Annotated in this window: 21 protein-coding genes and 2 pseudogenes; 14 read left to right on the plus strand and 9 right to left on the minus strand. The window is 64.3% G+C overall.

The genetic code is table 11. The features are described from left to right. Nucleotides 1-19: 19 nt before the first annotated feature. Together AUL36_RS23415 and AUL36_RS18825 are read right to left on the minus strand one after the other, a co-directional pair. Nucleotides 20-157, minus strand: a pseudogene (locus AUL36_RS23415) (integrase core domain-containing protein); the annotation flags it as partial. Nucleotides 158-248: 91 nt separating this feature from the next. Further along, a pseudogene (locus AUL36_RS18825) lies at nt 249-473 on the minus strand (transposase); the annotation flags it as partial. A 122-nt stretch (nt 474-595) separates the two neighbouring features. On the opposite strand from AUL36_RS18825, the gene AUL36_RS18830 reads away from it, so the two are divergent. The 3 genes from AUL36_RS18830 to AUL36_RS18840 all read left to right on the plus strand — a co-directional run bounded on the left by AUL36_RS18830 (nt 596) and on the right by AUL36_RS18840 (nt 4467). Then, entirely contained in the window at nt 596-1393 is a 798-nt protein-coding gene (locus AUL36_RS18830) for a HipA family kinase (RefSeq protein WP_156418474.1), read from the plus strand. Then, entirely contained in the window at nt 1390-2235 is an 846-nt protein-coding gene (locus tag AUL36_RS18835; RefSeq protein WP_062223209.1) for a DUF3037 domain-containing protein, read from the plus strand. The genes AUL36_RS18830 and AUL36_RS18835 overlap by 4 nt, the downstream gene beginning before the upstream one ends. Nucleotides 2236-2799: 564 nt before the next feature. Further along, entirely contained in the window at nt 2800-4467 is a 1668-nt protein-coding gene (locus AUL36_RS18840) for a methyl-accepting chemotaxis protein (protein ID WP_244497170.1), read from the plus strand. 69 nt (nt 4468-4536) lie between these two features. On the opposite strand, the gene AUL36_RS18845 is transcribed toward AUL36_RS18840, so the two are convergent. The 4 genes from AUL36_RS18845 to AUL36_RS18860 form a co-directional block, all read right to left on the minus strand. Beyond that, on the minus strand, nt 4537-5799 hold the full coding sequence (locus AUL36_RS18845; protein ID WP_062223213.1) for a porin: 1263 nt from the start codon (nt 5797-5799) through the stop codon (nt 4537-4539). A 429-nt stretch (nt 5800-6228) separates the two neighbouring features. Beyond that, complete coding sequence (locus tag AUL36_RS18850) at nt 6229-6924, minus strand: FadR/GntR family transcriptional regulator (RefSeq protein ID WP_244497171.1); 696 nt, start codon at nt 6922-6924, stop codon at nt 6229-6231. Nucleotides 6925-7124: 200 nt separating this feature from the next. Further along, on the minus strand, nt 7125-7493 hold the full coding sequence (locus tag AUL36_RS18855) for a hypothetical protein (protein WP_062223215.1): 369 nt from the start codon (nt 7491-7493) through the stop codon (nt 7125-7127). A gap of 9 nt (nt 7494-7502) precedes the next feature. After that, nucleotides 7503-9014 carry an FAD-dependent oxidoreductase gene (locus AUL36_RS18860; RefSeq protein ID WP_062223217.1) on the minus strand — a complete coding sequence of 504 codons (1512 nt, stop codon included), beginning with the start codon at nt 9012-9014 and terminating at the stop codon, nt 7503-7505. A 168-nt stretch (nt 9015-9182) separates the two neighbouring features. Here AUL36_RS18860 and AUL36_RS18865 point away from each other — a divergent pair, with 168 nt between their 5' ends. The 8 genes from AUL36_RS18865 (at nt 9183) to apnL (ending at nt 18301) form a co-directional block, all read left to right on the plus strand. Further along, nucleotides 9183-9947, plus strand: coding sequence for an SDR family NAD(P)-dependent oxidoreductase (locus tag AUL36_RS18865; protein WP_062223219.1), 765 nt, complete (start codon nt 9183-9185; stop codon nt 9945-9947). A gap of 152 nt (nt 9948-10099) precedes the next feature. Continuing rightward, a complete protein-coding gene (locus AUL36_RS18870) occupies nt 10100-11038 on the plus strand; it encodes a D-ribose ABC transporter substrate-binding protein (RefSeq protein WP_156418475.1) in 939 nt (312 codons plus the stop codon). 64 nt (nt 11039-11102) lie between these two features. Beyond that, nucleotides 11103-11750, plus strand: a complete 648-nt coding sequence (locus tag AUL36_RS18875; RefSeq protein ID WP_062223221.1) for a DUF2291 family protein — start codon at nt 11103-11105, stop codon at nt 11748-11750. After that, entirely contained in the window at nt 11747-13327 is a 1581-nt protein-coding gene (locus AUL36_RS18880) for a sugar ABC transporter ATP-binding protein (RefSeq protein ID WP_062223223.1), read from the plus strand. The genes AUL36_RS18875 and AUL36_RS18880 overlap by 4 nt, the downstream gene beginning before the upstream one ends. Further along, complete coding sequence (locus AUL36_RS18885; protein ID WP_062223225.1) at nt 13327-14394, plus strand: ABC transporter permease; 1068 nt, start codon at nt 13327-13329, stop codon at nt 14392-14394. Before AUL36_RS18880 ends, AUL36_RS18885 begins: the two co-directional genes overlap by 1 nt. A 37-nt stretch (nt 14395-14431) precedes the next feature. Further along, nucleotides 14432-15259 (plus strand): phosphogluconate dehydrogenase C-terminal domain-containing protein, encoded by an 828-nt coding sequence (locus AUL36_RS18890; RefSeq protein ID WP_062223227.1) that lies wholly within the window; start codon nt 14432-14434, stop codon nt 15257-15259. Nucleotides 15260-15337: 78 nt separating this feature from the next. Then, nucleotides 15338-16366, plus strand: coding sequence for a Gfo/Idh/MocA family protein (locus tag AUL36_RS18895; RefSeq protein WP_062223230.1), 1029 nt, complete (start codon nt 15338-15340; stop codon nt 16364-16366). Nucleotides 16367-16369: 3 nt separating this feature from the next. After that, nucleotides 16370-18301 carry a D-apionate lactonase gene (gene apnL / locus AUL36_RS18900; protein WP_062223231.1) on the plus strand — a complete coding sequence of 644 codons (1932 nt, stop codon included), beginning with the start codon at nt 16370-16372 and terminating at the stop codon, nt 18299-18301. Here apnL and AUL36_RS18905 read toward each other — a convergent pair. After that, a complete protein-coding gene (locus AUL36_RS18905) occupies nt 18289-19002 on the minus strand; it encodes a transcriptional regulator NanR (RefSeq protein WP_062223233.1) in 714 nt (237 codons plus the stop codon). The genes apnL and AUL36_RS18905 overlap by 13 nt on opposite strands. Nucleotides 19003-19156: 154 nt before the next feature. On the opposite strand from AUL36_RS18905, the gene oiaX reads away from it, so the two are divergent. The 3 genes from oiaX (at nt 19157) to AUL36_RS18920 (ending at nt 23211) form a co-directional block, all read left to right on the plus strand. Continuing rightward, nucleotides 19157-20428 (plus strand): 3-oxo-isoapionate-4-phosphate decarboxylase OiaX, encoded by a 1272-nt coding sequence (gene oiaX, locus AUL36_RS18910; RefSeq protein WP_062223235.1) that lies wholly within the window; start codon nt 19157-19159, stop codon nt 20426-20428. Between the two features lie 16 nt (nt 20429-20444). After that, a complete protein-coding gene (locus tag AUL36_RS18915) occupies nt 20445-21773 on the plus strand; it encodes a four-carbon acid sugar kinase family protein (protein WP_062223237.1) in 1329 nt (442 codons plus the stop codon). 97 nt (nt 21774-21870) lie between these two features. After that, nucleotides 21871-23211: an MFS transporter gene (locus AUL36_RS18920; RefSeq protein WP_062223239.1), complete on the plus strand. Its 1341-nt coding sequence runs from the start codon at nt 21871-21873 to the stop codon at nt 23209-23211. Nucleotides 23212-23253: 42 nt separating this feature from the next. Here the strand turns inward: AUL36_RS18920 and AUL36_RS18925 are convergent, their stop codons facing one another. Together AUL36_RS18925 and AUL36_RS18930 are read right to left on the minus strand one after the other, a co-directional pair. Next, nucleotides 23254-24513: an alpha/beta hydrolase gene (locus tag AUL36_RS18925; RefSeq protein ID WP_062223241.1), complete on the minus strand. Its 1260-nt coding sequence runs from the start codon at nt 24511-24513 to the stop codon at nt 23254-23256. An 84-nt stretch (nt 24514-24597) separates the two neighbouring features. Beyond that, complete coding sequence (locus tag AUL36_RS18930; RefSeq protein ID WP_062223242.1) at nt 24598-25311, minus strand: SURF1 family protein; 714 nt, start codon at nt 25309-25311, stop codon at nt 24598-24600. Between the last annotated feature and the right edge of the window lie 59 nt (nt 25312-25370).

Raw genomic sequence — 25370 nt, forward strand, 5'->3', positions numbered from 1 at the left:
CCCCGACTGATCGGACAGATCAGAGGGATTGCCGGGACGCGATGAACTCGCGCGGTGAGAGATATCCGAGTGCCTTGTGAGGGTGAACGGTATTGTAGTGCTCGAACCAGATCGGCAGCGTGTCGATGACGGTCCGAGCGTCAGGAAGGGCAGAGACGAGGCTACGCCCGACCTTCGTCCAAGAGCACCGTGCCGGTGTGGCCACATTCTTTCGTGCGTAATGGGGGGGTCAGCCGGCAAGTTGAAACCAGTAGCCTCTCCCAGACGCCGAGCCGCGCCCAGCTGATGAAGGTCTGCGCCGCCATCCACCATGGGCCGAACTCCGTTGGAAGAGCACGCCACTGCGCCCCGTTCTGATGGCGCCAGAGGATTGCCTCCACGGTCCGGCGAAGGTGCGGGCTCGGAACCTTCGCATGCGGGCGGCACACTTCCATCAGCGGCTCCAGATCAGACCATTGCTTGTCGCTCAGCACCCCAGCTTCTCCTCCTCGGAAAAGCCAGCGACATAGAGTCGACTTCAGGCGCTAACAGGCCCTAGACTCGTACCTTCTGTCATGCTTCTCATTCTGAGGTTGTGAGAGACGCAGGGCTGTAGATGATTCGTCGTGGTTTCGCCGTACGCTACGACGGGCTGACCGAGGGTGGCAGAAATCGTCCGTTGAAAGTGGCCGTCGATATCGATGGTGAGGAAGTTGAAGCGTACCTCAAACCGTCTCATTGGCGTGAGACAGGTTTGGAAGGGATGGCAAACGAAGTATTTGCGGCTTGTATAGCCCAGCATCTCGAACTTCCCGTTTGTGAGCCCCTCCTCGTAGATCTAGACCAAGAGTGGATCGAGGTTATCGAGGATCCCGACCTCAAAGCGTGCCTACGGAGAAGCTGCCCAGTGGCATTTGCGTCCGTGTCTGCTGGCGCGGGTTGGCGGAAATGGCAGGACGATGACATCATTGGTCAGTCGAACCGGCTACACGCCCAAGGTACATTCGCCTTCGACGCATTCACAGAAAACGCGGACCGAAAAAGGGGCAACAACCCCAACCTCCTATGCAAATCCGATCGCATGATCCTGATTGATCACGAGCTTTCATTCCGCATCCGCAGTCTGCTCTTTCCACCTCCGCGCCCTTGGGAGCTTGGATACCTTACGCGGACCGCGCATGGGGATGGACATGCGCTTGTCCGGAAACTGCGTCAGAACAAATTTGCCGACGTATCCGAGTTGCGCCCTATTTGGGTCAGCTTAACGGATGATGCTCTTTCAGCATACGCAGCGATGCTCCCGACGGAGTGGAGTGAAACCGCTGCCTACATCGATCATGCGAAAGCGCATCTGACTCTTGTCAGAGAGCGCATAGACGATTGCCTTGCTGAGGTTCATAGGGTGCTCTCATGAAGTACGCCTACACATACACCCTCCTCCGCTACAGACACGATCCGCTGGCCGGTGAGGCTATCAACGTTGGCGTCGTTCTGCATTCCCGCAAAGGGGATTACCTGGGCGTCAAGGTTCGCAAGACCGTGGGTCGTTTGACAAAGGTCTTTCCTGACGTGGAGAGGTCTGCGGTGATGGAAGTTCTACGATCGATCGAGCGTCAGATTGATCGCGTAGCCACAAAGCGTGAAACGTCTTTGTTCGATCTGGAAGCGAACGTTGTGACATTCGCGAAGAGTGCTCTCGACGATCTGGACTCCGCATTCTTGTGGAGTGAGTGCCGCTCTGGTCTCACTGCCGACCCCTATTCCACGCTCCTAAAGCTCTACGATCGGTTCGTGGGACGCTACGATGGCGATGCAAAACACACACGCGACGACTTGGCAGTATGGCAGCCATTGAAGGACCTTTTGGTCGAGCGCGGGATCGCCGATCGCCTTCAGGCTAAGGAGATCGTCTCATCTGTCGACCGAGTGTCGTTTGACAACGCTTGGAAAAATGGTGCTTGGCATTGCTATCAGCCCCTAAGCCTTGACCTCGCGACTGCTGACGGGATCCGCGAAAAGGCAGCACGCTGGTCGGGCCATATGACCGGACTGGCTCGATCAACAGAAACATTCCGACCATACTTCTTCGTTGGGGCACCTGTCGACGCTACCCTCAATGAGGATTATGAACGTGCTATCAAGCTCCTTCGGGTCAGTGCTTGCGATCCCGTGGTGTTCGAGGAGCACGAGATCGGTAGCTTAGCTGACTTGATCGAAGACGAGATGAAAGCTCACGATCAGTCCATTGCGCCGTAGAGCTCAGGTCCATGTTCCCCCCTTGCACGGCACCCTAGAACATGTCCAATAGGTTCATGTTCATGGTTTGTCTCGGGGGACATTCCGGGGGACATATGGGGGGACGCAGCTTGCGCCAGACGCGCAAAAAGCCCTAGACTAGAAGGGCTCGCATCGAATCTCGGCTGTTAGCGGCGAATCCCATCCTCTCCGCCATGAAGCGCCATCACGCGATCCATCATATCCGATCATTCCCCTTTAAAATGTAGCAGTGCTTCCCTCTTGGGGTGACAATCGCGATTGGTAGCTTGCTGAGCTTGTTTCCTCGGAAACGCTTGCGATGCCCTGGCAGATCGGAGCGCTTCGGCGCGGGGCAAGATGCGATACGCCGGACCGTTTGCATCGAATGACGAATAGCGTTCGAGCAAGGATATGACCGCTTTGATCGCATGGCGGATCATCGCGACGGGGGGTATCAGCCCCGTTCGGACAAACGTTTCATACCTTCTTCAGTATAGAAACCACTTTCGGCCTGATGCTCCAGTTCTGGGCCGAACCATCTAGCCGTTGCCTTATTATAGGCCCATGAACGCTCGTGAGTTCGTGAGCCCGGAGAGGTGTGACGTGCACGGTAAGACTATGCGAATGTCTGTTCGCGCCAAAGTTGTTTGTTTAGCACTTTCAGTGGCTCTTCTCGTATCGGTCGTCAACATCTGGCAATCTTACCAGACCGCGATCACGGACGCCGGTCACAAGTCCGAGGCGCGGCTCTCGTCCAACATGCGGGTGGCCTGGAAGACGCTCAACCCGCGGAACGAAACCTTCACCGCCGAAAATGGGGAGTTGAAGCTCGGCTCCCGTACTCTGAACGGCGATACGAGCATCGTCGATGAGATCGCAGACATGTTGGGAGGCGCGGCGACGGTCTTCATGGGCGATACACGCATCGCCACCAACCTTCGCAACGCCGACGGGACGCGCGCGACGGGCACAAAGCTGACATCGGCCGGAGCCACGAACATCAGTTTGATCGGCGGACAGCCGTTCCGGGGCGAAGCGCAGATTCTCGGGAAAGACTATTACGTCGCCTACGATCCCATCAAGGACGCCTCCGGCAAGACGCTTGGCCTCCTTCTGGTCGGGCTCGACAGAGCCGCCTATATCGCAGGCATCAACACCATGTTCTACACGATGGCGCTGACCAATCTGGCGATTGCAGTCGTGGCCGCGCTCGGAATCTTCTACGTGACGGGACGAATGTTCCGGCCGCTGAATATCCTGCAAGATGCGTTCGGCCGTATGGCCGGCGGCGATCTGAGCCGTTCGGTCGAGGCGACTCGCAGTAGAGACGAGATCGGTGACCTTCAGAATGCGGCCGCGGCGATGGCCAAGAGGCTTGCGTCGACGGTCGGACAAATTCGGGAAACGGCGTCGCAGGTCTCCTCCGGAGCGGCCAATTCCTCGATGACGGCCCAGCAACTCTCCTCCGGCTCCACCGAGCAGGCTGCCGCGTCGGAACAGGCCTCGGCGGCGATCGAGCAGATGACCGCCAATATTCGTCAGAATGCCGACAACGCGTCCACCACGGAAAAGATCGCCGCCCAAGCCGCCGAACACGCCGGGACAACCGGTGAAGCCGTGGCGCAGTCCACACAGGCCATGCGCGAGATCGCCGAAAAGATCGCTCTGGTGCAGGAGATCGCACGTCAAACCGACCTTCTGGCGCTGAACGCCGCCATCGAAGCGGCCCGCGCCGGGCAGCATGGCAAGGGCTTTGCGGTGGTGGCTTCCGAAGTGCGCAAGCTGGCGGAGCGCTCTCAGAGCACCGCGACCGAGATCGGCAATCTGTCCACGCGCACGCTGGTCGTGGCCGAGGACGCCGGTTCGCGTCTTCAGCGTCTGGTGCCGGACATCCGCAGAACGGCGGAGCTGGTCTCGGAAATCTCGGCGGCCTGCCGCGAGCAGTCGATCGGCATCCAGCAGATCAATCAGGCGATCGGGCAGTTGGATCAGGTCACGCAGGCCAATGCCGGTGCGGCCGGTGAGATGGCGGCGACGGCCGAGCAACTGTCGGGCGAAGCGCAGCGGCTGAACGTCCAAACCGACTATTTCAAGCTCGCATCCACCGCTACTACGGTTCCATCACCGGCCGCCGAACGTGAAGCCGTGATCCGGCCGGTGGCGGAATCGTCGCGGCCCTCCCCCTCGCGTCACGTCGGACGCGATGACGAATGGGAGCGGCTGAGCGCCTGAGAGGCAGATATTCCAGGAGGCCGCGCCCCGAAAGGGCGCGGCATCTTCAGTTAAACTCCGGCCGACAGATCAGAAATCGCGCTGAAGGCGCAGGAAGCCGCTCGTCTGGTCCACCTGCCCCACGCGATCAAAGTCGACATTGCGGTATGAGACCTCCAAGAGAGAGGCCATTTTAGACGTGATCTGGTAGCCGAGATTGCCAACCAGGGCGTAATAATCTCCTCGGCTCGTGAGCGTGCCGAAGCGTCCATCGGGCAAGGTGCCGAAGAAGCCGGTGTCGAACGTCCGGCCGAACTGACCCGAGACGGCCAAACCGACCTGTCCGACCTTCTGCGCGTAGCCCGCGCCCACGGCATATTCGAGGAAGACCGGGACAGAGCCAGGCTCCGGGTTCAGAACCGTCGGGTTGTTGGCCGCGAATGTGCTGGTCGTCGCAAGCCCGGCGATCGAGGCGTAGACGGTCGGGTCGAACGCATAATGCCCTTCGATCTTCAGCGACGAGTCGGGCGCTATAACGTTCTTGAACAGAACGCCGCCCTTCAAAGCGAAGGCGTAGTGAGAACCATCCTGAAGCCGGGTGGGCAGATTGGGCAGGAAGAGCGGATAATACTCCAAGCCCTGATACAGGAACGGATCGAAGCCGATGGCGCGGGCGGCGTCTTCCTGATTGAACGTTTCGTCATAGACAGCCGACAGGTAGGCCCCGCCCCAGGCGCCGGAATAGACGAGCTTGGCGTGGATATCGGGCTTGATGTCGCCGGTGGAATCGTCCTCCAGCCCCAGCGTCGCCGAGAAGCCCCCTCCGGCGAAGGTGTAGGACACCTGATTGGTGTTGAAGTCACCAACCACGAGGTCGGTGTCCGTCAGCAGCCCGTCTTCGATCCCGCCGATGTCGGACGACCAAAGGGAATCGCGGTAGCCCGCGAGGAGACCACCAAGCTGTACGAATCCCTGATCCATCGCGACCGTATTACCGGTGCCGGACAGATTGGTGTTCTGAAGACGCGCGTAGGCGCGAAGCGTCCCCCATTCCGTTTCTTCCCGAATGTCGAAGTTCAAGCGCGTACGCACGCTGGTCGAGGCTTCGTAATCGTCCCCTTCCAGATTGCGCGCCGGGCTGCCGGCGACGATCGTGTCGAAGCGGAGATAGCCGCCGAAGCTGAAGCAGGTCTGCGTTCCCGGAATGAAGAGAAATCCTGCACCATAGACGTCGCAGACCCGGACATAATCCGCCGGTTCCACTTGTGGCGTGACAGGGACGTCCGCCCCATGCGCCCAAGATAAGGCTGGCACGCTGGCGCCAATCGCCAGGAAGACGGTGCGCAATGTCATGTGGATATCCCCGCTTCACGTCCTGCAACCCGGCGCGCCGCTCCGCGGCATCCCTCCTCGCCGAATTACCAATGGTGCCTTAGCATCGGATCGGAAGCGAGCGTTAAACGCAAGGTTCCGGAGCCCTTCGAAATGGAATCGAGACTCTTCGGTTTCGCAATGTTGCGAGAACCCCACGATGTAACGGGACACCGAAGTGGTGCGCCTGTCCAAGTCGGCATAACCGTTCGAATCATGGCGCGCGATATTATGGGCGCGTTCCAATCGACTTTCAGCCGGCTAAACGATTTGTGCGATCAACTGGCTGCTTCTACGTGCTCGACTCAGACAGCGCGTATCGTCGATGCCCTCGGCCATTCGAGGCGCGGGTTTGCGACCATCGAAAGAGTCCCTCCCCGACCGTGGCCAAGCGCTCGGGTTGCCCCTCTGTCAGGTCTGGCTGCTCTCAATCGCGCCAATATCGTGAAGCGCTAGGCCGACAAGCTCGCCCATGGCGCGGCGCGCCTTTGCGGCATCGCCCTGCTTGATCGCCTCGAACACGCTCACATGCTCGGGCAGAGGATCGCGGGGCATACGGCCGTCACGAGCCTTGAACAAGGTCGTCCAGCGCACGGCCGAAGCGATACCCGGCGCCAGCGTGCCGAGGGCTCCGTTTCCGGTCGCGCGCAGGATCACCTCGTGAAACAGGCGATCGGCCTCGCGCCCGTTTTCCACCGCGAGACCATGACGCTCCATACCGTCCAGCGCCGCTCGAAGCTCGTCGAGATCCTCGGCCGTGCGTCGCTCGGCGGCGAGCGCGGCCGCTGCCGGCTCAACAATCTGTCGCAGTTCGAACAGTTCCTGAAGGAAGGCCGGGTCCGGCGCACCGTTCTCGAAAATCCAGCGCAGGACGTCAGGATCCAGAACGTGCCAGCTCCGGCGCGGGCTGATGCGGGTGCCGGCTTTCGGGCGGCTCGTTACGAGCCCCTTGGCAGCAAGAATACGCACCGCCTCGCGATAGGCCGTGCGCGAGACCTGAAGCTTTTCGGAAAAGGTGACTTCGTTCGGGAGAAGGTCGTTCGGCTGGTACCGCCCGGTCACAATGGCCGTGCCGATCTCTTGCGCGATGGAGCCGTGCAATCTCAAGGAGCGTCGCTTGGACGAACGGCTGACAGGTGCGATCTCGACTACCAGCGTGGCGACTCCTTCCCCACCGCGCGATCCCCCCGCGCGGCCCTCTACCGGACGCGAATCCGGCAGGCAACTGTAGCATAGCCGGATGGCAGGGCCAGCGTGATACCCAACCTTCGGGCCCAATGCGCAGACAAATTCGCATCGAATCGGCGTCAAACCGCCGGCGTATCGCCCGGTTCGGTTCTGTCCCGCGCACCGTCCTGTTCGCTTTCGAGGCCGGCATACCAATCGGCGTAAGGCGTATTGCGCACGAGCCGCCGATTCAAATCCGGCGCGCCATCGGACCACCAGACCGGCCCACGCTCGCCCAAGGCTCTCTTGACCCTATCCACTGCCTGCCGCGCGTCGGCAAGACCCTCGCCGTCCCCCTTACGCCGGCTCAGCGCCACCGCGCGGCGAGCCGCCATGAGGTTCTTGACGAGAGCATCCCGTTTGTCGCCTGACAGAGCGGGGTTGGACAGGCGCCAAAGGCGACCCCGCACCACGAAATATCGGCCGTCAGGTGTCTCGGGGTATCGCACCTGGAGACCTTAACGCTCCCAGTCCGCTTCCACCTCCAGGGCCGCCTTATCTCGCTTGCAGGTGACGATGGCTTGGCCGCCTCGATTGTCCGTCAGGCGTAAGGCGAAATTCTTGTCGGACGTCGAGCCGTCCATTTCGGCCTCCGCGATCTCCTCGGCATGGCCGACATAGCGAAGGCTGGTGCCGAAATGCGCGCTCCAGAAGAACGGTACGTCCTCGAAAGGCTCGCTGTGTCCGAGCAGGACGCGGGCGACGTGCTGGCCTTGGCGCTGAGCATGAACCCAGTGTTCGATCCGCTGACGTCCCTGCCCCGCACGCGCCGGAAGGTTGGCGACGTCGCCGGCCGCGAAGATGCCGGGTGCGGATGTGCGAAGATTGGAATCTACCCGAATGCCGCCTCCTTCCTCGTCCGAAGCCAGGTCGAGCCCGGCGGCCGATGCCAGATCGACGCGCGGCGCGACGCCCAGGCCGAGCACCACGAAATCCACGTCAAGGCGAATGCCGTCTTCCAGAACGGCGGTGCGCCCATCATAGGAGTGGACCTTCCCCTGATGGAAGAGGACACCGTTCTCTTCATGAAGGGCGCGAACCATCCGCCCGACATCCGCGCCCAACACCTTGCGCAGCGGGATGTCGCCGGGCGCGACCACATGGACTTCGACCTTACGGGCGCGCAGCGAAGCGGCCGCCTCCAGCCCGATGAAGCTGGAGCCGACGATCAGGGCCGTTCGACCCTCTCGCGCTTGTGCAATGATCGCATCGGCATCCGCGAGGCTGCGGAGCACATAAACGTTTTCGCGCTCGAAACCCGACGTGTCCGCTCGCTTCGGCGCGGCGCCGCTGGCGATCACCAGCGCGTCGTAAGGCAAGGTTCCGCTCTTCAGCGAGAGGGTTTTGGCCTCCGCGTCGATGGACAGAACGTGCTCGCCGCTGCGCAACGTCACGCCGCTTTGGTGCAGGAACTCGGCCTCGGCCATGGCCACGCCGGGACGGTCCTTCTTCCCTGCGAGATATTGCTTGGAACAGAATGTCCTGTCGTAGGGCGCGTCCCTCTCCTCGTCGATGAGAGTAACATGTGCGCCCGCGCCACGCTTGGCCAGTTCATGGGCGCAGGCAAAGCCCGCTGCGCCCGCGCCCAGGATCACGATTCGCTCGGGCGGCTGCCGGTCCAGTTGCGGAGGTTGGGTCGAGGTTTTCTCACCCACGACGATTTGCCCGTCGCGCTCTTCGACACGGTAGCAGGACAAGGGCGCGAAAGCCGGTGCGGCAACGGCCTCGCCCGTATCGGCGGAAAAGCGCGCATGATGCCAAGGGCAGCGGATCTCGCCATACGCCAGCAGGCCCGTATCCAGCATGGCGCCGAGATGCGTGCATTTGGCCGAGAAGGCGCGCAGGCCCGCTTCGCTCCGCACGAGGATCACCGGCGCTTCGCCCACGGTGCCGCGCATCATCGCGCCGATCGCAAGCTCCGCCGAGGCGATGCCTTTCGCGAAGTCCGGTCCCTTGTCCTTCTCGGCCATGCGTCGCATCCTTGTCTGGAACTCTTCCAGCAAAGAGCGGAGCCGGCCAACAGGTTCCCTCGCCCGGCAAAGAGCCCGCCCCCAGCCGTTTTTAAAACCTTTGGCCCTTCCGCCAAGTGCTCCCTCGTCGTAGAGCGCGCGGCATCTCACGCGTGCAAAGGGGCATTCATGACGAAGCTGGTTGTGATCACAGGCGGAAATACCGGCATCGGGCGTGGTCTCGCATTGGCCTTCGCCGCACAGGCCTATTCTGTCGCCGTCAGTTACAAGGCGGATGCGCAGGCCGCCGCTTCGCTCGTCGCCGAGATCGAGGCCAAGGGCGGCCGGGCGCTGGGCCTGGAATGCGACGCGGGACGCTCCGTCGAGGTTTCGACCTTCTATGACGAGATCGAGCGCTGGCATGGCGGCGCGCCGAATGTCGTGGTCAACAATGCGGGGCTGCAGACCTGGAGTTCGCTGCTCGACCTCGCGGAGGAAGATTGGGACCGGGTCATCCAAACCAATCTGAAAGGCACGTTTCTCAATACCCAAGCGGCCGCGCGCCGACTGATCGCGGCTGGAAAGGGCGGCTCGATCGTCAATATCGGCTCGGGCTGCAACAAGCTCGCCTTCCCCCGGCTCGTGGACTACACGGCGTCCAAAGGCGGCATCGAGCAGCTGACCAAGGTGTCGGCCACTGAGCTCGGCCCTTACGGCATTCGCGTCAATTGCGTCGCCCCCGGCGCCATCCTCAACGAGCGCACCCTGCAGGAAGCGCCGGACTACGCAGCCAGCTGGGGCCGCATCACGCCGCTGCGCCGCGCCGGCACGGTGGACGACATCACCGGACCCGTCCTCTTCTTCGCCAGCGAGGCCGCCGCTTTCGTCACGGGCCAGACGCTCTGGGTCGATGGCGGCGTCTTCACGCAGGCCAACTGGCCACAGGACGTCTGAGACCCACAAACTGGCAAACTCATTATACCAGTTGACGAGAAGACCATGGATTGTCATGGTCCCGGCATCGCTGCGGGGAGGCAGCGCCCGGGTGGGGATCGTGGTGCCAAAACGCCGATCACCCTCCGAAGGGAGTTTCGGGAGGACGATCCATGTTCAAGCAGCTTCTTCTATCGACGGCCGCCGCCGCCATGCTCGCGGTCACCTTGCCGGCCGGGGCGTTTGCCGCCGACCTGATGGCGATCATCACGCCGAGCCACGACAACCCGTTCTTCAAGGCCGAGGCGGAAGGCGCGGCGGCCAAGGCCAAGGAACTCGGCTTCGAGCCGCTGATCCTGGTGCACGACGACGATGCCAACAAGCAGAACCAGCTGGTGGACACGGCGATCGCGCGCGGCGCCAAGGCGATCGTTCTCGACAATGCCGGCGCGGCGGCCACCACGGCGGCGGTGCAGAAGGCCAAGAATGCCGGCATTCCCTCCTTCATGATCGACCGCGAGATCAACGAGACCGGCATCGCCGTGTCGCAGATCGTGTCGAACAATTATCAGGGCGCGCAGCTGGGCGCGGAAGAGTTCGTCAAGCTCATGGGCGAGAAAGGCCCCTATGCCGAGCTTCTGGGCCGCGAGGCGGACACCAATGCCGGCATCCGTTCGAGCGGCTATCATGACGTGATCGATCAGTATCCCGACATGAAGATGGTCGTGCAGCAGTCGGCCAATTGGAGCCAGCCCGAAGCCTTCGAGAAGATGCAGACGATCCTGCAGGCGAACCCTGAGATCAAGGGCGTGATCTCCGGCAACGACACGATGGCCATGGGCGCCTGGGCGGCGCTGGAAGCGGCCGGCCGCACCGACGTGATCGTGGTCGGCTTCGACGGCTCAAACGACGTGCGCGACTCAATCAAGAAGGGCGGCATCAAGGCCACGGTTCTCCAGCCGGCCTATCGCCAGGCGCAGCTCGCGGTGGAGCAAGCCAAGCAATATCTCGAAACCGGCAAGACGGGCACCGAGGAGAAGCAGCTGATGGACTGCGTCCTCATCAATGCCGACAATGCCGACAAGCTCGAAACCTTCGCCCTGAAGGACTGACCCGACAGGCGGGCGGCGCAACGTGCCGCCCGCATCGTCGGCTCGCTCGATCCGGAGGCTTCGCATGTCTCTTTTCCGCAAACTGCCCTTCGTCGCTCTCGGTTTCGCGCTCGCGCTGACCGGCTGCAAGTTCATCGAAACGGCGGAGCTTGCTGCCCGCAAGGAGGCGGCCGCCAAGCCCAAGGCGGGCGTTGGCGCAACCGCCATGTGGGGAGCCCAAGTCGTCCCCTATTTCGTCGAAAAGGCCCATCCCTTCGCCGCGGTTCGCCCCGCCATCGCGGCCGATCTCGACGCCGCCGGCCGAAGCTTCGGCTATCGCGAGGTGCAGGAAGGCGCGCCCTGGAATTTCGCCGTGCGCGTGAAGGGCACGGTGGTCGCGGCCAACACGCAGTCGCGCGCGGCCACCGCCGAACTCGACACGGACGGCGACGGCAAGGGCGACGTCACGCTCCAACTCGGCCCCGTCATCAAGGGCACCTCGATCCGCGACGTGCTGCCCTTTGTCTCCTTCACGCAATACAGCAATCAGATCGAATATGCCGACGTCGCCAAGGCCTTCAACAATCAGGCCTACGAGACGGCGCTGAAGGACCTGCCGCGCGACAAGCTGGTGGGCGCAAGCGTCGAGGCGACGGGCGTCTTCACCATGAAGACCAAGGGCGACAAGATTGTCCTGACCCCGGTTCTGGTCTCCCTCGGGGGCGGCGCATGAATACGGCGTCGCAAGACCACGAGATCGTGCTGTCGGTCCGCAACGCGACCAAGGTCTATCCCGGCACGCAGGCGCTGAAGGGCGTCGATTTCTACGTGCGCAAGGGCGCGGTGAACGTTCTCGTCGGCGAGAACGGCGCGGGCAAATCGACCCTCATGAAGATCATCGCCGGCGTCGAGCAGCCGACGACGGGCGAGGTGATCGTGAGCGGCGAGCCCGTCACCCTCTCGGGCACGGCCGACGCCGCCCGGCATGGGATCGGCATCGTGTTTCAGGAACTCAACCTCTTCCCGAACATGACGATCGCCGAGAACATCTTCATCGGCCGCGAGAAGACGCGGCTGGGCATCGACATCGACAAGCAAGCACAGGCCAATGCCGCGAGCGCGCTTCTGCGCCGGTTGGAGCATTCCAACGCGCCGGACACGCCGGTCGCGGACCTGCGCATCGGCGAGCAGCAGATCGTGGAGATCGCCAAGGCCTTGTCGCAGGATGCGCGTATCCTGATCTTGGACGAGCCGACCTCCGCCCTTTCGGCGGCCGAGGTGGAAATCCTGTTCGGCGTCATCCATGAGCTGAAGGCGCAGGGCGTCGCCATCGTCTATATCTCGCATCGGCTGGAAGAGCTGGTGCGGATCGGAGACTACATCACCGTCCTGCGCGACGGGCGCATCACCGGCGCGCAGCCGATGACCGATGTGGACGTGCCCTGGATCGTGCGCGCCATGATCGGCTCGGCCTCCAAGGACTTCGCCAAGACGGTGGACCATGCCTATGGCGGCGAGGTCTTAAGCGTCGACGACATGACCCTGCCGCGCAAGGGCGGCGGCTTCGCGGTGGATCACGTGTCCCTGGCGCTGCGAGCCGGCGAGATCGTCGGCATTTACGGGCTGATGGGCGCGGGGCGCACGGAGCTGTTCGACTGCATTATCGGACGCGAGCCGCTCGCCACCGGCCGCATCGTGCTGGACGGAAAGGCGCTCCACGACAAGACGATCCACGGGCGCATCCAGCGCGGCATCGCGCTGATCCCGGAGGATCGCAAGGCGGAGGGTCTCGTGCAGATCCTCTCCGTCACCGAAAACATGACCATGTCGAGCTTGGCCGCCTTCACCAAACTTTTTCATCTCGACGTGAAGGCCGAGCGCGGTGCCGTCCGTGAATTCGTGCGCAAGCTCGCGGTGAAAGTCTCCTCGCTGGACAATCCGGTCTCCTCCCTTTCGGGCGGCAACCAGCAGAAGATCGTCATCGGCAAGGCGCTGATGACGGGGCCGAAAGTGCTCCTGATGGACGAGCCCAGCCGTGGCATCGACATCGGCGCGAAGGCTGAGATCTTCCGCGTCATGCGCGAGTTGGCCGCCCAGGGGCTCGGCATCCTCTTCGTCACCTCCGACCTCGAAGAGGTCATGGAGCTGTCGGACCGTATCATCGTCATGTCCAACGGCCGCGTGACGGGGGAACGCTCGCGCGCTGAGGCCTCCGAGCCCGAGATCGTCGCGTTGTCGGCCGCCGGCCATGGCCTGTCCCCTGCCCCAACCAAGTCCGTTTCGTCCCGTCCCGCTGGGGAGCTTCACTGATGTCGGCCCAATCGCTTGCAGCCGCTCCCGGCGGAAACGACGCCTCGCTCACGCTTCTTCTCCTGAAGGCGCGCACTTTCATCGCCCTGATCGCGGTGATCGCCTTCTTCTCCTTCGCCGCGCCGAACTTCCTGTCGACGGCCAACCTCATCATCATGTCCGAGCACGTGGCGCTGAACGCGTTCCTCGCCATCGGCATGACCTTCGTCATCATCACCGGCGGCATCGACCTCTCGGTCGGCTCCATCGTAGGCCTGTGCGGCATGGTCGCGGGCTATCTCGTCTTGAACGGCGTGACGCTCGATTTCACGGGCTACACGGTCTTCTTCAACACGTTCGAGATCATCCTCTTGACCCTCGGCGTCGGCGTTGCAGTGGGCGTCGTCAACGGGCTTCTGATCACGCGCCTCAACGTCGCGCCCTTCATCGCCACGCTCGGCACGCTTTATGTCGCGCGCGGCATGGCGCTGCTCTCGTCCGATGGCGCGACCTTCCCGAACCTGCGCGGGTCCGAGGAATGGGGCACGGCGAGCTTTCCGTTCATTGGCGCGGGCTCCCTCTTCGGCGTGCCCGTGTCGATCTGGGTTCTCGTCGTGCTGGGGCTCGGCGCGGCCTATCTCGCCGCTCGCACGCCGCTCGGCCGGCAAATCTATGCCGTCGGCGGCAACGAGCGCGCCGCCGCGCTTTCGGGCATCAAGGTCAACCGGATCAAGATGTTCGTCTACATGTTTTCCGGCTTCTGCGCGGCGATCGTCGGCCTCATCATCGCCTCGCAGCTCGTCGCCTCGCATCCCGCCACCGGGGAAAGCTTCGAACTCAACGCCATCGCGGCGGCGGTTCTCGGCGGCACCTCCATGTCGGGCGGGCGCGGCAAGATCGGCGGCACGATCGTCGGCGCCTTCGTCATCGGCATCCTGTCGGACGGGCTCGTGATGATGGGCGTCTCCTCCCTCTGGCAGACCGTCATCAAGGGCCTCGTCATTATCGCGGCCGTGGTGGTCGATCAGTTCCAGCAACGCCTTCAGCAGCGCATCGCGCTCCAGCGTCAGGCGGCCCTCGGCCGCTGACGGGAAGGCACATTCGTTCGCAGTGAAAGGACATTCCATGACATCCATTGCTCTGTTCGGAGCAGGCGGGAAGATGGGCTACCGCCTCGCCAGCAATCTGAAGGGCTCGCGTTTCGACGTGCGCCATGTCGAGCTGAGCGAAGCGGGACGCGAGCGGCTGAAGTCGGGTCTGGGCTTCGACTGCGTGCCGCAGGATCAAGCGCTCGAGGGAGCCGACGTCGTGATCCTCGCCGTGCCCGACACCGCCATCGGCAAGGTCGCGGCCGGCATCAATGCGCAGCTGAAGCCGGGCACAATGGTCGTCGTTCTCGATGCCGCCGCTCCGTTTGCCGGCCATCTGCCGGAGCGCCCGGACCTCACCTATTTCGTGACGCATCCCTGTCATCCGCCGATCTTCAACGACGAGACGGACCCGGCCGCCAAGCGGGACTTCTTCGGCGGCATCGCGGCCAAGCAGCACATCACCTCCGCCCTGATGCAGGGGCCGGAAGAACATTTCGCGCTGGGCGAGGAAGTGGCGAAGGTAATCTGGGCGCCCGTCATGCGCTCGCACCGTGTCACGGTCGAGCAGATGGCGCTGCTCGAGCCCGGCCTGTCGGAAACCGTCTGCGCCAGCCTGCTCGTGGTCATGCGCGAGGCCATGGACGAGGTGGTCCGTCGCGGCGTTCCCAAGGAAGCCGCGCGCGACTTCCTGCTCGGGCATATGAACGTGCTCGGCGCGGTGATCTTCGAGGAAACGCCGGGCGTCTTCTCCGACGCCTGCAACAAGGCGATCGAATTCGGCAAGCCCATGCTGATGCGCGACGACTGGAAGCGTGTCTTCGAGGCGGACGAACTCGCCGCCTCGATCCGCCGCATCACCTGATCGGCGAACACAGCTCGCACGCATTCCGTCCGGGCCGAAAGGCTCGGGCGGGACAGACAGCATGAGGGAGAGAGTGACATGACCGAGCTGCGCGGCGCCCTGATCGGCTGCGGCTTCTTCGCCGTCAACCAGATGAACGCCTGGGGTGAGATCGAAGGTGTGCGTATGGTCGCGATCTGCGACCGGGACGAAGCCCGCCTCGACGCCATGGGCGAGCGCTTCGGCATTGCGGCTCGCTACAGGGACGCCGCCGAGATGCTGCGCGCCGAGACGCCGGATTTCGTGGACATTGCCACCACCGCGCCGAGCCACCGCGCGCTGGTGGAACTCGCCGCCTCCCTTTCCATCCCGGTCATCTGCCAGAAGCCGTTCGCCCCCTCCATGGCGGATGCGCGCGCCATGGTCTCGGCCTGCGAGCGGGCCGGCGTTCCGCTGATGGTTCATGAGAATTTCCGCTGGCAATCGCCCATCCTGCGGGTGCGCGAGGCGCTGAATGCCGGCACGATCGGCACGCCCTTCTTCGGCCGCGTTTCCTTCCGCTCGGCCTATGACGTCTATTCCGGCCAGCCTTACTTGGCCGAGGGCGAACGCTTCATCATCGAGGATTTGGGCATCCACGCGCTCGACATCGCCCGCTTTCTTTTCGGCGACGTCTCGGCCATCACGACCCGCACGAAGCGCGTCAACCCGCGCATTCGCGGCGAGGATGTCGCCACCATGCTGCTCGACCACGAGAGCGGGATGCACTCGGTCGTGGACTGCTCCTATGCCACGAAGCTGGAGGAGGAGCGCTTCCCCCAGACGCTGGTGGAAATCGACGGCTCCGAAGGATCGATCCGCCTCGACGCCGGCTACCGGCTGACCGTGACCGATGCGCAGGGCACGCGGCACGAGGATGTCTCGCCCCCGCTTCTCGCCTGGGCCGAGCGTCCCTGGCACAACATTCAGGAAAGCGTGCTCCTGATTCAGAAGCACTGGGTGGAGAGCCTGCGTGCGGGCCGCGAGCCCGACACGTCCGGCCGCGACAATCTGAAGACGCTGGCACTGGTGGAAGCGGCCTATCAGGGCGCGGCCTCGCGTCAGACCGTCGATCCCGCGAGCCTTTGAGCCATGAGCGACCGCATCAAGCTCTTCGGCACCGATGAGCCGCCCGCCACTTCACGCCTGATGACGGCGGGGCCGTTGTCCGTGGAGTTCGTCTCGGGCGGGCTGCGCGCGATCCGCTTCAAGGGCCATGAGGTCCTGCGCGCCATTGCCTATGTCGTGCGGGATCGGGACTGGGGCACCTATGATCCGCCGATCGAGCATCTGAAGATCGCGGAAGAACCCGATCGCTTCACCCTGCAATTCGAGGCCGCCTGCGAGGCCCCGGATGGCGCGCGGCTGCGCTATAGCGCGCGCATTGCCGGCGAGGCGTCCGGCCGGCTTTCCTTTGACGTCGAGGCCTTGTCCGAAGGCGCGTTCGAAACCAATCGCTGCGGTTTCTGCATACTGCACCCCATCGAACATCTGGCCGGAACAGCGGCCGAGGTCGAGCATGTCGATGGGTCGGTGGAGCGCAGCGCCTTCCCCGATCTGATCGAGCCCTGGCAGCCCTTCAAGAACATCCGCGCCATCACGCACGAGATCGCCCCCGGCGTCGCCGCGACCTGCCGCATGGAGGGCGACATTTTCGAGATGGAGGATCAGCGCGCCTGGTCCGATGCCTCCTACAAGACCTACGTCCGGCCCCTCGCCCTGCCCTGGCCCTATCGCATGGAGAGCGGCGTCGCCGAGCGCCAGGCGGTGACGCTGACGATCACGGGGGACGCCGCTGCCCTGCCACCCGCCGCCATCCAGAATGGCGTCATCGACATCGCGTTGGGCGACGCCATAGGCGAAACCCTGCCGCGCTTCGGCCTCGCCGTCGCGCCTGGTGAGGCCGAGGCCGCGCTGGCCGAACTCGAGCGGCTGCGAGCCATCGCCCCGCAATATCTCCTGTTGCACTTCGATCCGCTGGCCGGCCATGGCGTGGACGATCTCAAGCGTTTCGCCAGCATCGCGGCCGAGTGCCCCGGCGCCGAGATCGCGCTGGAATTCGTCCTGCCCGCGCGCGGCGATCTCGACGCGGAATGCCAGGCCGGCGCACAGGCGATCCGCGAGGCGGGCCTTCGCCTGGATACGCTGGTGGTCGGCCCGGATGCCGATCGCGGCTCGACGCCGCCGGGCAGCGCATGGCCGGACTGCCCGCCGCTCGCCGACATCTACTCAGCCGCGCGCCGCGCGTTTCCCGGTGTCCGGCTTGGCGGCGGCATGTTCAGCTATTTCACGGAGTTGAACCGCAAGCGCGTTCCGCTGGAGCCTCTGGATTTCGTCACCCACGCGACCTGCCCCATCGTCCATGCGGCGGACGATCGGAGCGTCATGGAAACGCTCGAAGCCATCCCTTTCATCACCCGATCGACCCGCGCCTTCATCGGCGACAAACCCTATCGGCTGGGTCCGACGACGATCGGAATGCGCCAGAACCCGTATGGTTCGCGCACCATGCCGAACCCCGACAACAAGCGCGTGCCCATGGCCGCCGATGATCCGCGTGGGCGCGGTCTGTTCGGCGCGGCCTGGGGTGTCGGCTATGCCGCGCGGCTGGAAGGCTCGGGGGTGGAAGCTTGGTGCGGGGCGTCGCTGGCGGGGCCGCGCGGCCTCGTCCTGGAGAACAGCCGCGTCGCGCCCCTCTTTCATGTCGCCGCCGGCCTTGCCCGCGCAGCGGGCGATCCGCGCATCGGCTTCACGTCTTCGGATCGCAGGCGGGTCAATGGCTATGCGCATCGGGATGCGGACGGGCGCAGCATCGTCTGGCTCGCCAATCTCACGTCGGAACCGCAAACCATCCGCCTTCCCGGCCGCTGGCGGCACTGGGTGCTGGATGAGGCGAGCTTCGACGAGGCTGCATCGGGGGAAGCGCCGGCGGCGCTGCAGGCCGGTGACACGATTCCGCTCGGGCCTCATGCCGTGGTTAGGTTCGTGTCGCTCGCTGCATCGAAACCGAGTCAGGACGCCTGATGAACATACAGCGCGCGCGAGCGCTCCAGATGGCGGATCAGCGCCGCCTCGGCCTCGCTCGCATCGTTGCGCGCGATCGCGTCGAGGATTTCGTGATGCTCCACCAGCGTCACGTTTTCCTTGCCGGTCCAGATCAGCATTTCGGTGTGATAGGCCTTGAGCCAGCCGAGCATGGCGCCGGACACCGCCTCGAAGATCGGGTTTCCGCAGATCGCGGCAATGCGCGTGTGAAAACGCATGTCGGCGGCAATGAAAATCTCCGGCGTGCCGAGCGCGGCCTCCTGCTCGTCCAGGAGCGCGCGCAGCGCGGCAACGTCCTGTGGGCTCGCCTTTTCAGCCGCTTGCCGGACGATGCCACGCTCGAAGAAGATGCGGGCTTCCTTCAGATGGTCGAGCGCCGCCGGCGAGGTGGACAGCATGATTTCGGCCGCAAGATCTACCTGCGAGATCACGGAATGGGGCGTCAGCGGCAGAACACGCGCGCGCTCCCCATGGGAGATCGCGATCAGGCCGATATTGCCGAGCGTCTGCATCGCCTCGCGGATCGCCGGGCGTCCGACACCGAAGCGCTCCATCAGCTCGCGTTCGGACGGCATGGCGTCGCCGGGCTTCAGCGTCCCGTCCATGACCATCGTCTTCAGCCGCTCGAAGACCTGCGCGGAGAGCTTGCGTCGGACGATGGGTTCGGACGGCGTCGCCATCGGGAGCCTTTCGGAGCGAGGTCTCGTCAAACCGATCGCCCCTCAAGCGCGCCGGCGATCTGATATCGTCATTATACCGGCACGCCTTCTCTAGAACAGACCCAAACGATTTCGCGCGCCGCGTCTTCGCGCAAACTTTCCGATGGAACCTGACATGGCCGACCGCATCGTCCTGACCTACCGCATCGAGACGCCAGGCAGCGTGGAAAAGATGGCGACGAAGATCGCCAGCGATCAGTCCACCGGCACCTTCGTTCCCCTTCCCGGCGAAACGCCGGAACTGAAAGCGCGCGTGGCGGCTGAGGTTCTGGCAGTTCGCACGCTCGAACCCGTCGCCGAGCCTGCCTTCGGCCGGTCGCATGACGATCTGCGGGACGCCGGTCCGTTTCAATGCGGCGAGGCTGACATTGCCTTTCCGATCGAGGCCATCGGCCCCGATCTCGCGGCGCTGATGACGATCGCTATCGGGGGCACCTATTCGATCAAGGGCTTCAGCGGCATCCGCGTGATCGGCCTGACTTTGCCGCCCGCTTTCGCCAACGCCTATCCCGGCCCGCAATTCGGCATCGAAGGCTCGCAGCGCCTCACCGGCGTTCGCGAGCGGCCGATCATCGGCTCCATCGTCAAACCCGCGCTCGGGCTTCGCCCCCATGAGAGTGCGGCCATGGTGAAGGAACTGGTGGAGGCCGGCGTCGATTTCATCAAGGACGACGAAAAGCTGATGAGCCCCGCCTATTCGCCGCTGGCCGAGCGCGTGAAGGCGATCATGCCCGTGATCCTCGACCATGAGCAGAAGACCGGGCAGAAGGTCATGTACGCCTTCGGCATCTCCGCCACCGACCCGGACGAGATGATGCGCAACCACGACCTCGTGGCCGAGGCCGGCGGCAATGCGGCCGTCATCAATATCAACTCGATCGGCATGGGGGCCATGGCCTTCCTGCGCAAGCGCTCGAAGCTCGTGCTCCATGCCCATCGCAATGGCTGGGACATTCTCACGCGGCATCCCTCGCTCGGCATGGATTTCTCGGTCTATGGCACGATCTGGCGATTGCTGGGCGTCGATCAGTTCCAGATCAACGGGATCGGCGCCAAATATTGGGAGCCGGACGACTCCTTCATCCGCTCCTTCCGCTCGCTTCAGAAGCCGATCTTTTCGGAGGCCGATCGCTCCCTTCCGGTCGTCTGCTCGGGTCAATGGGGCGGGCAGGCCCCGGCCACCTGGGACGCCGTGCGCACGACCGACATCATGTATCTCTGCGGCGGCGGTGTGGTGAGCCATCCCGGCGGGCCGGGCGCGGGCGTTCGCGCCGTGCGGCAGGCCTGGGAAGCGGCCGTCGCGGGCATTCCGCTGGAGACCTACGCCGCCGACCATCCCGAGCTTGCCGCCTCGCTGGACACATTCTCGTCCGGCGCGGGCGCCTGATCCGATGGAGCGCGCTATGACCAGCCCCCTTCTCATCACCTTCTATGGCGACGACCTGACCGGCTCCACCGACGTGATGGAGGCCTTGGCGCTGCGAGGTGTCGAGACCGTTCTGTTTCTTGATGTGCCGACCGAAGCGCAGCGAGCGAGCTTCCCGAACGTTCGCGCCATCGGCGTCGCCGGCACGAGCCGCAGCGAAACGCCGGGCTGGATGAACGAGAACCTCACGCCCGTATTCCGCTGGATGGCGCACGAGCAGGCCGAGATCGCGCATTACAAGATCTGCTCGACCTTCGATTCCTCGCCCGAGATCGGCTCCATCGGCCGCGCGCTGGAGCTTGGGCACGCCGCCTTCGGAGGCAAGCCTGTGCCCATTCTCGTCGGCGCGCCGCAGTTGAAGCGCTACACGGCTTTCGGCGAACTTTTCGCGGCCTATCGTGGCGGAATCTTCCGCATCGATCGCCACCCGGTCATGAGCCGCCATCCGGTGACCCCGATGCGCGAGGCCGATCTGCGCCGGCATCTGGCCGACCAAACCGACCTGCCCATCGCGCTGGTGGACCATCTCGCCCTGACGGACGCCGATGCCGATGCCGCTGTGGACGCCGCTTTGACGCAAACGCCCGGCGCACTCCTGATCGACGTGCTGAACGCGGCGACCCAGCGCGCGGCCGGGCGCCAGCTCCGCCGCCTGGCTTTTGCCGGCTCGCGCTTCGTCGTGGGCTCGTCCGGCGTCGAATATGCGCTGGCCGAGAGTTGGCGGGAGGACGGGGTGATCGACCGGCCCGGCGTGTTCGCGCCGATGGAGCCTGTGGAGCGCTTGGCGGTCGTTTCAGGAAGCTGCTCGCCGACCACCGAGCGCCAGATCCGCTTTGCCGAAGCGCACGGCTTCACGGCGCTTGCCTTCGACCCGCGCCATTTCGTGGCGGGCGATAGCGCGGCCATCGACGCCCTGCGGGACCACGCCCTGACCCAGCTCGCCCAGGGTCGCAGCCTCATCGTCTATACCGCGCTCGGCCCTGAGACCGATCTCGGCGCGGAGATCGCCGGCAGCGAAGGCGCGCGCCATGCGATCGGGCGTGGGCTCGGGCAGCTTCAGGCCGCGCTCGTACGCCAAGCCGGCCTGACGCGCGCGGTGATCGCAGGCGGCGATACGTCGAGCCACGCGCTGCGCCAGCTCGGCGTCCATGCGCTGACGCCGCGAATGCCGCTGGCCGAGACGCCCGGCTCTCCGGTCTCGACCGCCCATAGCGACGACCCGGCCTTCGACGGACTGGAGATCGCGCTGAAGGGCGGTCAGGTCGGAAACGACGACTATTTCGTCCGGATTCGCCAGGGGGTCTGACCCCCGCTTCGAACCCGCAATCCACCCACCACACGAAGCGGCCGACCGGACCCATCCGGCGGAGCGCTCGAGCTTTGCCTGAAGGAGGAGGCGAGCCATGACCAGCACCCCGACCAGCGTCGAGACATCGACGATCTCCAAGATCGTCTGGAGGCTCGTCCCCTTTCTCGGATTGATGTTCTTCATCAATTTCCTGGACCGCACGGCCATCGGCTTTGCCGGCCCCAACGGCATGACGCAGGATCTCGGCCTGTCGGCCGCCCAATTCGGCTTCGCCGCCGGGATCTTCTTCTTCGGCTACATCATTCTCGAGATCCCCAGCAATCTGGCGCTTCACAAGTTCGGCGCGCGGCGCTGGCTGGCGCGCATCATGGTGAGCTGGGGGATCGTCTCGCTTCTCTTCACCTTCGTGCAGGACGCAACGCAGCTCTACTGGCTCCGCTTCCTGCTCGGCATCGCCGAGGCCGGCTTCTTTCCCGGCGCGATCCTCTTCCTTAGCCTCTGGGTGCCGGCCCGGCACCGCGCCAAGGTGCTGGCGGTCTTCTATGTCGCGCAGCCGCTGACCACCGTGATCGGCGCGCCGCTCGCTTCGCTGCTCATCGACATGCACGGGCTCTTCGGTCTGGAGGGCTGGCGCGTCATGTTCATGGGCGTGTCGATTCCGGCCATTCTCGTTGGTATCGTCACCTATTTCTATCTACCGGACACGCCGAACGACGCGACATGGCTGACACCGGCCGAGCGAGACTGGCTGAATGAGGAACTGGCGCGCGAGGATCGTTCCAAATCGACAGGCGGCCATATCTCGCGCAAGGCGCTGACGGATGGGCGTGTCTGGGCGCTGTCGCTCATCTATTTCGGCTTCATCTATGGGCTCTATGCGCTCGGCTTCTTCCTGCCGACCATCATTGGCGGCTTCGAAACGGCGTTCGGCACGAAGTTCACCGTCATACAGCGCGGCCTCATCACCGCCATCCCCTATCTGCCGGCCGCCGTCGCGCTGGTTTTGTGGAGCCGCGACGCGACGCGCCGGGGCGTTCGGCCCTGGCATATCGGCATTCCCGCCCTGCTCGGGGCCGTGTCCATCCCGCTGGCGCTCACCATGCAGAGCCCGGCGGCGACCATCGCGGTCATCACCGTCACGGCCTGCGCCATCTTCTCGGCCCTGCCGAACTTCTGGAGCTTCCCCGCCCGCTTTCTGACCGGCGCGGGCGCGGCGGCCGGCATCGCGCTCATCAACACGATGGGCAACGTGGCCGGTTTCGCCGCGCCCTACATCACCGGCGCGGTGAAGGACTGGACCGGCGGATATGTCGTTCCCATGGTGATCGTGGGCGGTTTCATGGCGCTGTCGGCGCTGCTCGCCTTCCTCATTCTGCCGCGCCTGGAAGGCCCGGTCGCAGCGCCCGACGTCAGGCCCCTGCGCAAAGCTGCCTGACCCAGAATGGGAGAGCCCGCCGCACGGTGGGCTCACCTCATCTCAATTGCCGGTGACGGTCTGCAGCGAGCCGCCGATATTGCGGCCGACATCCTGCAGACTTTCGCCGACCCTTTGCCGCGCGCCGGGATCGACCAAAGCGGCAGGCGCATTCACCGCCGCGTTGACGGCGGAGCCGACACCCTGCGCCGTGCCGATGGCGGCGGCACCGATCGTTTCGCCAAGGCCGAGATTGCCTTCGGACACCTTCTGCCCCGCGATCAGGCGGCGACCGATCGCCTGTACGACCTCGGCGCTTTGGGCAAATTTCGTGTGGTTCAGACTGTCGCCCGTGCGAACGCTGGTGAGGTCCACGACATTGATGCCGCGTTTCGCAAAGCCGGCCTGCACATCGGGCTTCGTCAGATCCACCGCGCCGAGACGCTGAACGCCGCCCGCCAGACGGCGCGAGACGAGAAGCGCGCGATCGTCCTGCGAGGTGAAGATCGTGATGCGAGACTGGTCCGGGCCGATCTCGTCCAGCTGCTCGCGAAACACATCCACATCCAGATCGGGCGATGCCAGCACGACATTGCCGAGCTTCTTCGGCAATCCCCCATCGCGGATCGCCATCTGCCTCAGGGCTTCCATGGTCAGCCAGCTTCCCATGGAATGGGCCATGATGGTGATTTCGGACACGTCCTTGCGCGCCGCCGCCTGCTGGATCACCCGCTCCAGGCTCGAGCGCGAGTAATTGGCGCTTTCGCGGTCGTAGAGATAGCCGAAGATCGACCCTTGCGAGGGCCACGTGAAGAGAATGGGCGCGGCGTCCGCGCCGGAATCGTAGCTGATCTGCGCGAAGCGGAAGACCGCTTCCTCATAGCTCGAATTGAAGCCGTGAACGAAGATCAGGAGACGACCGCTCGGCGCTTCGCGCTGCTCGAACCAGCGGTTCGCGCCTTGCTCGGTCAGGGGATCGATGCGCAAAGCCACGAACTCGCGGGAGGGGTCGGGCGGATTGCGCTTGGGATAGATCACGTCGCCGGCTTTGCGAACGCCGTCGGGCGGAATCGAAACGACAATGTTTTCCAGCGAAAGCTCCGGCCCGCGCTCCCCGGAGAAGATAACGCCCGGCACAGGCGACGGCGCACGAGTGGTCGCGACCAGCATATCGACGCGGTGCGCGCCCGGCACCGTCCGATCCACGGTCATCAACGTCGCATAGGGTCGGCTCGCGCAACCCGACGCGAGGATCGCAGCGGAAACCAGAGCACCGGCGATGCGCCGGGCCCGCTGAGGGCCCCGTCCCCTGGCCAATGTCATGCGTCCCCCGAAGCTCGATCCCCTCCCCCGTCTAGCACAAAACACGTCGCGATCGAGGCCGTGACGCATGGCGGCAACGCGGGGTCAGGGCTTGTTGCGATCATGACGCAGGGCAGAGATCGTCGCCCCTGCCAGCATGATCGCAAGGCTGAACCAGGTCAGCGCATAGACGAGATGGTTGTTATTGAAGCGCACCACCGTCAGTCCGCCCACGGGGTAGCCGCCCGGGTTGGGTGTCGCATCGGCATCCACGAAATAGGGCGCGACATTGACCAGCCCGCGTCGCGCCGCGATCGCCGCGACGTCGCGCGAATACCAACGGTCGGTTGCCGGATCATTGGCGCGCAGCAATCCTCCACCCGGCTCGCTCATGCGCAGCAGGCCCTCGACGGTCTCTTCGCCGGTGATCTGCCCCGCCGGCCTCGTGGAGGCGTCGCGTTTCTCCTGAGGCACGAAGCCGCGGTTGACCAGCGTGATCGATCCATCGGCGGCTTGCAGAGGCGTGAGCACCCAGAAGCCGCCGCCGAGATCCGTCAGCGCCTGAACCAGCGTTTCCTTGTCGTTCAGGAAGGTTCCGGTGAGACTGACATGGCGATATTCGTCGTTACTGGCATTGACCTCCGCCCATTGCGCCTTCGGCGGCGCGTCGCTCGCCGGCGCGTGAACCCGCGCCTCGACCTTGGCGATCAGATCGAGCTTCCAGGCACGCCGCTCGACCTGCCAGACGCCCAAGCCGACGAGGAGAGCGATCAGAGGGAGCGACAGGAGAAGGAGGAGGATCCTCGACCGAGTGCTCATCTCAAGCCTTTCCGCACATATGCAAAATCCGCGCGGCGAGGCCGCGCGGATCGGATTTT

It is taken from the genome of Aureimonas sp. D3 (assembly GCF_001463805.1).
GTDB classification, from domain to species: Bacteria; Pseudomonadota; Alphaproteobacteria; order Rhizobiales; family Rhizobiaceae; genus Aureimonas; species Aureimonas ureilytica_A.

Excerpts from the sequence above, each read along its gene's own strand:
- AUL36_RS18830 (WP_156418474.1), top strand. The coding sequence starts at position 596 with ATGATTCGTCGTGGTTTCGCCGTACGCTACGACGGGCTGACCGAGGGT.
- AUL36_RS18835 (WP_062223209.1), top strand. The coding sequence starts at position 1,390 with ATGAAGTACGCCTACACATACACCCTCCTCCGCTACAGACACGATCCG.
- AUL36_RS18840 (WP_244497170.1), top strand. The coding sequence starts at position 2,800 with ATGAACGCTCGTGAGTTCGTGAGCCCGGAGAGGTGTGACGTGCACGGT.
- AUL36_RS18845 (WP_062223213.1), bottom strand. The coding sequence starts at position 5,799 with ATGACATTGCGCACCGTCTTCCTGGCGATTGGCGCCAGCGTGCCAGCC.
- AUL36_RS18860 (WP_062223217.1), bottom strand. The coding sequence starts at position 9,014 with ATGGCCGAGAAGGACAAGGGACCGGACTTCGCGAAAGGCATCGCCTCG.
- AUL36_RS18865 (WP_062223219.1), top strand. The coding sequence starts at position 9,183 with ATGACGAAGCTGGTTGTGATCACAGGCGGAAATACCGGCATCGGGCGT.
- AUL36_RS18870 (WP_156418475.1), top strand. The coding sequence starts at position 10,100 with ATGTTCAAGCAGCTTCTTCTATCGACGGCCGCCGCCGCCATGCTCGCG.
- AUL36_RS18875 (WP_062223221.1), top strand. The coding sequence starts at position 11,103 with ATGTCTCTTTTCCGCAAACTGCCCTTCGTCGCTCTCGGTTTCGCGCTC.
- AUL36_RS18880 (WP_062223223.1), top strand. The coding sequence starts at position 11,747 with ATGAATACGGCGTCGCAAGACCACGAGATCGTGCTGTCGGTCCGCAAC.
- AUL36_RS18885 (WP_062223225.1), top strand. The coding sequence starts at position 13,327 with ATGTCGGCCCAATCGCTTGCAGCCGCTCCCGGCGGAAACGACGCCTCG.
- AUL36_RS18890 (WP_062223227.1), top strand. The coding sequence starts at position 14,432 with ATGACATCCATTGCTCTGTTCGGAGCAGGCGGGAAGATGGGCTACCGC.
- AUL36_RS18895 (WP_062223230.1), top strand. The coding sequence starts at position 15,338 with ATGACCGAGCTGCGCGGCGCCCTGATCGGCTGCGGCTTCTTCGCCGTC.
- apnL (WP_062223231.1), top strand. The coding sequence starts at position 16,370 with ATGAGCGACCGCATCAAGCTCTTCGGCACCGATGAGCCGCCCGCCACT.
- AUL36_RS18905 (WP_062223233.1), bottom strand. The coding sequence starts at position 19,002 with ATGGCGACGCCGTCCGAACCCATCGTCCGACGCAAGCTCTCCGCGCAG.
- oiaX (WP_062223235.1), top strand. The coding sequence starts at position 19,157 with ATGGCCGACCGCATCGTCCTGACCTACCGCATCGAGACGCCAGGCAGC.
- AUL36_RS18915 (WP_062223237.1), top strand. The coding sequence starts at position 20,445 with ATGACCAGCCCCCTTCTCATCACCTTCTATGGCGACGACCTGACCGGC.
- AUL36_RS18920 (WP_062223239.1), top strand. The coding sequence starts at position 21,871 with ATGACCAGCACCCCGACCAGCGTCGAGACATCGACGATCTCCAAGATC.
- AUL36_RS18925 (WP_062223241.1), bottom strand. The coding sequence starts at position 24,513 with ATGACATTGGCCAGGGGACGGGGCCCTCAGCGGGCCCGGCGCATCGCC.
- AUL36_RS18930 (WP_062223242.1), bottom strand. The coding sequence starts at position 25,311 with ATGAGCACTCGGTCGAGGATCCTCCTCCTTCTCCTGTCGCTCCCTCTG.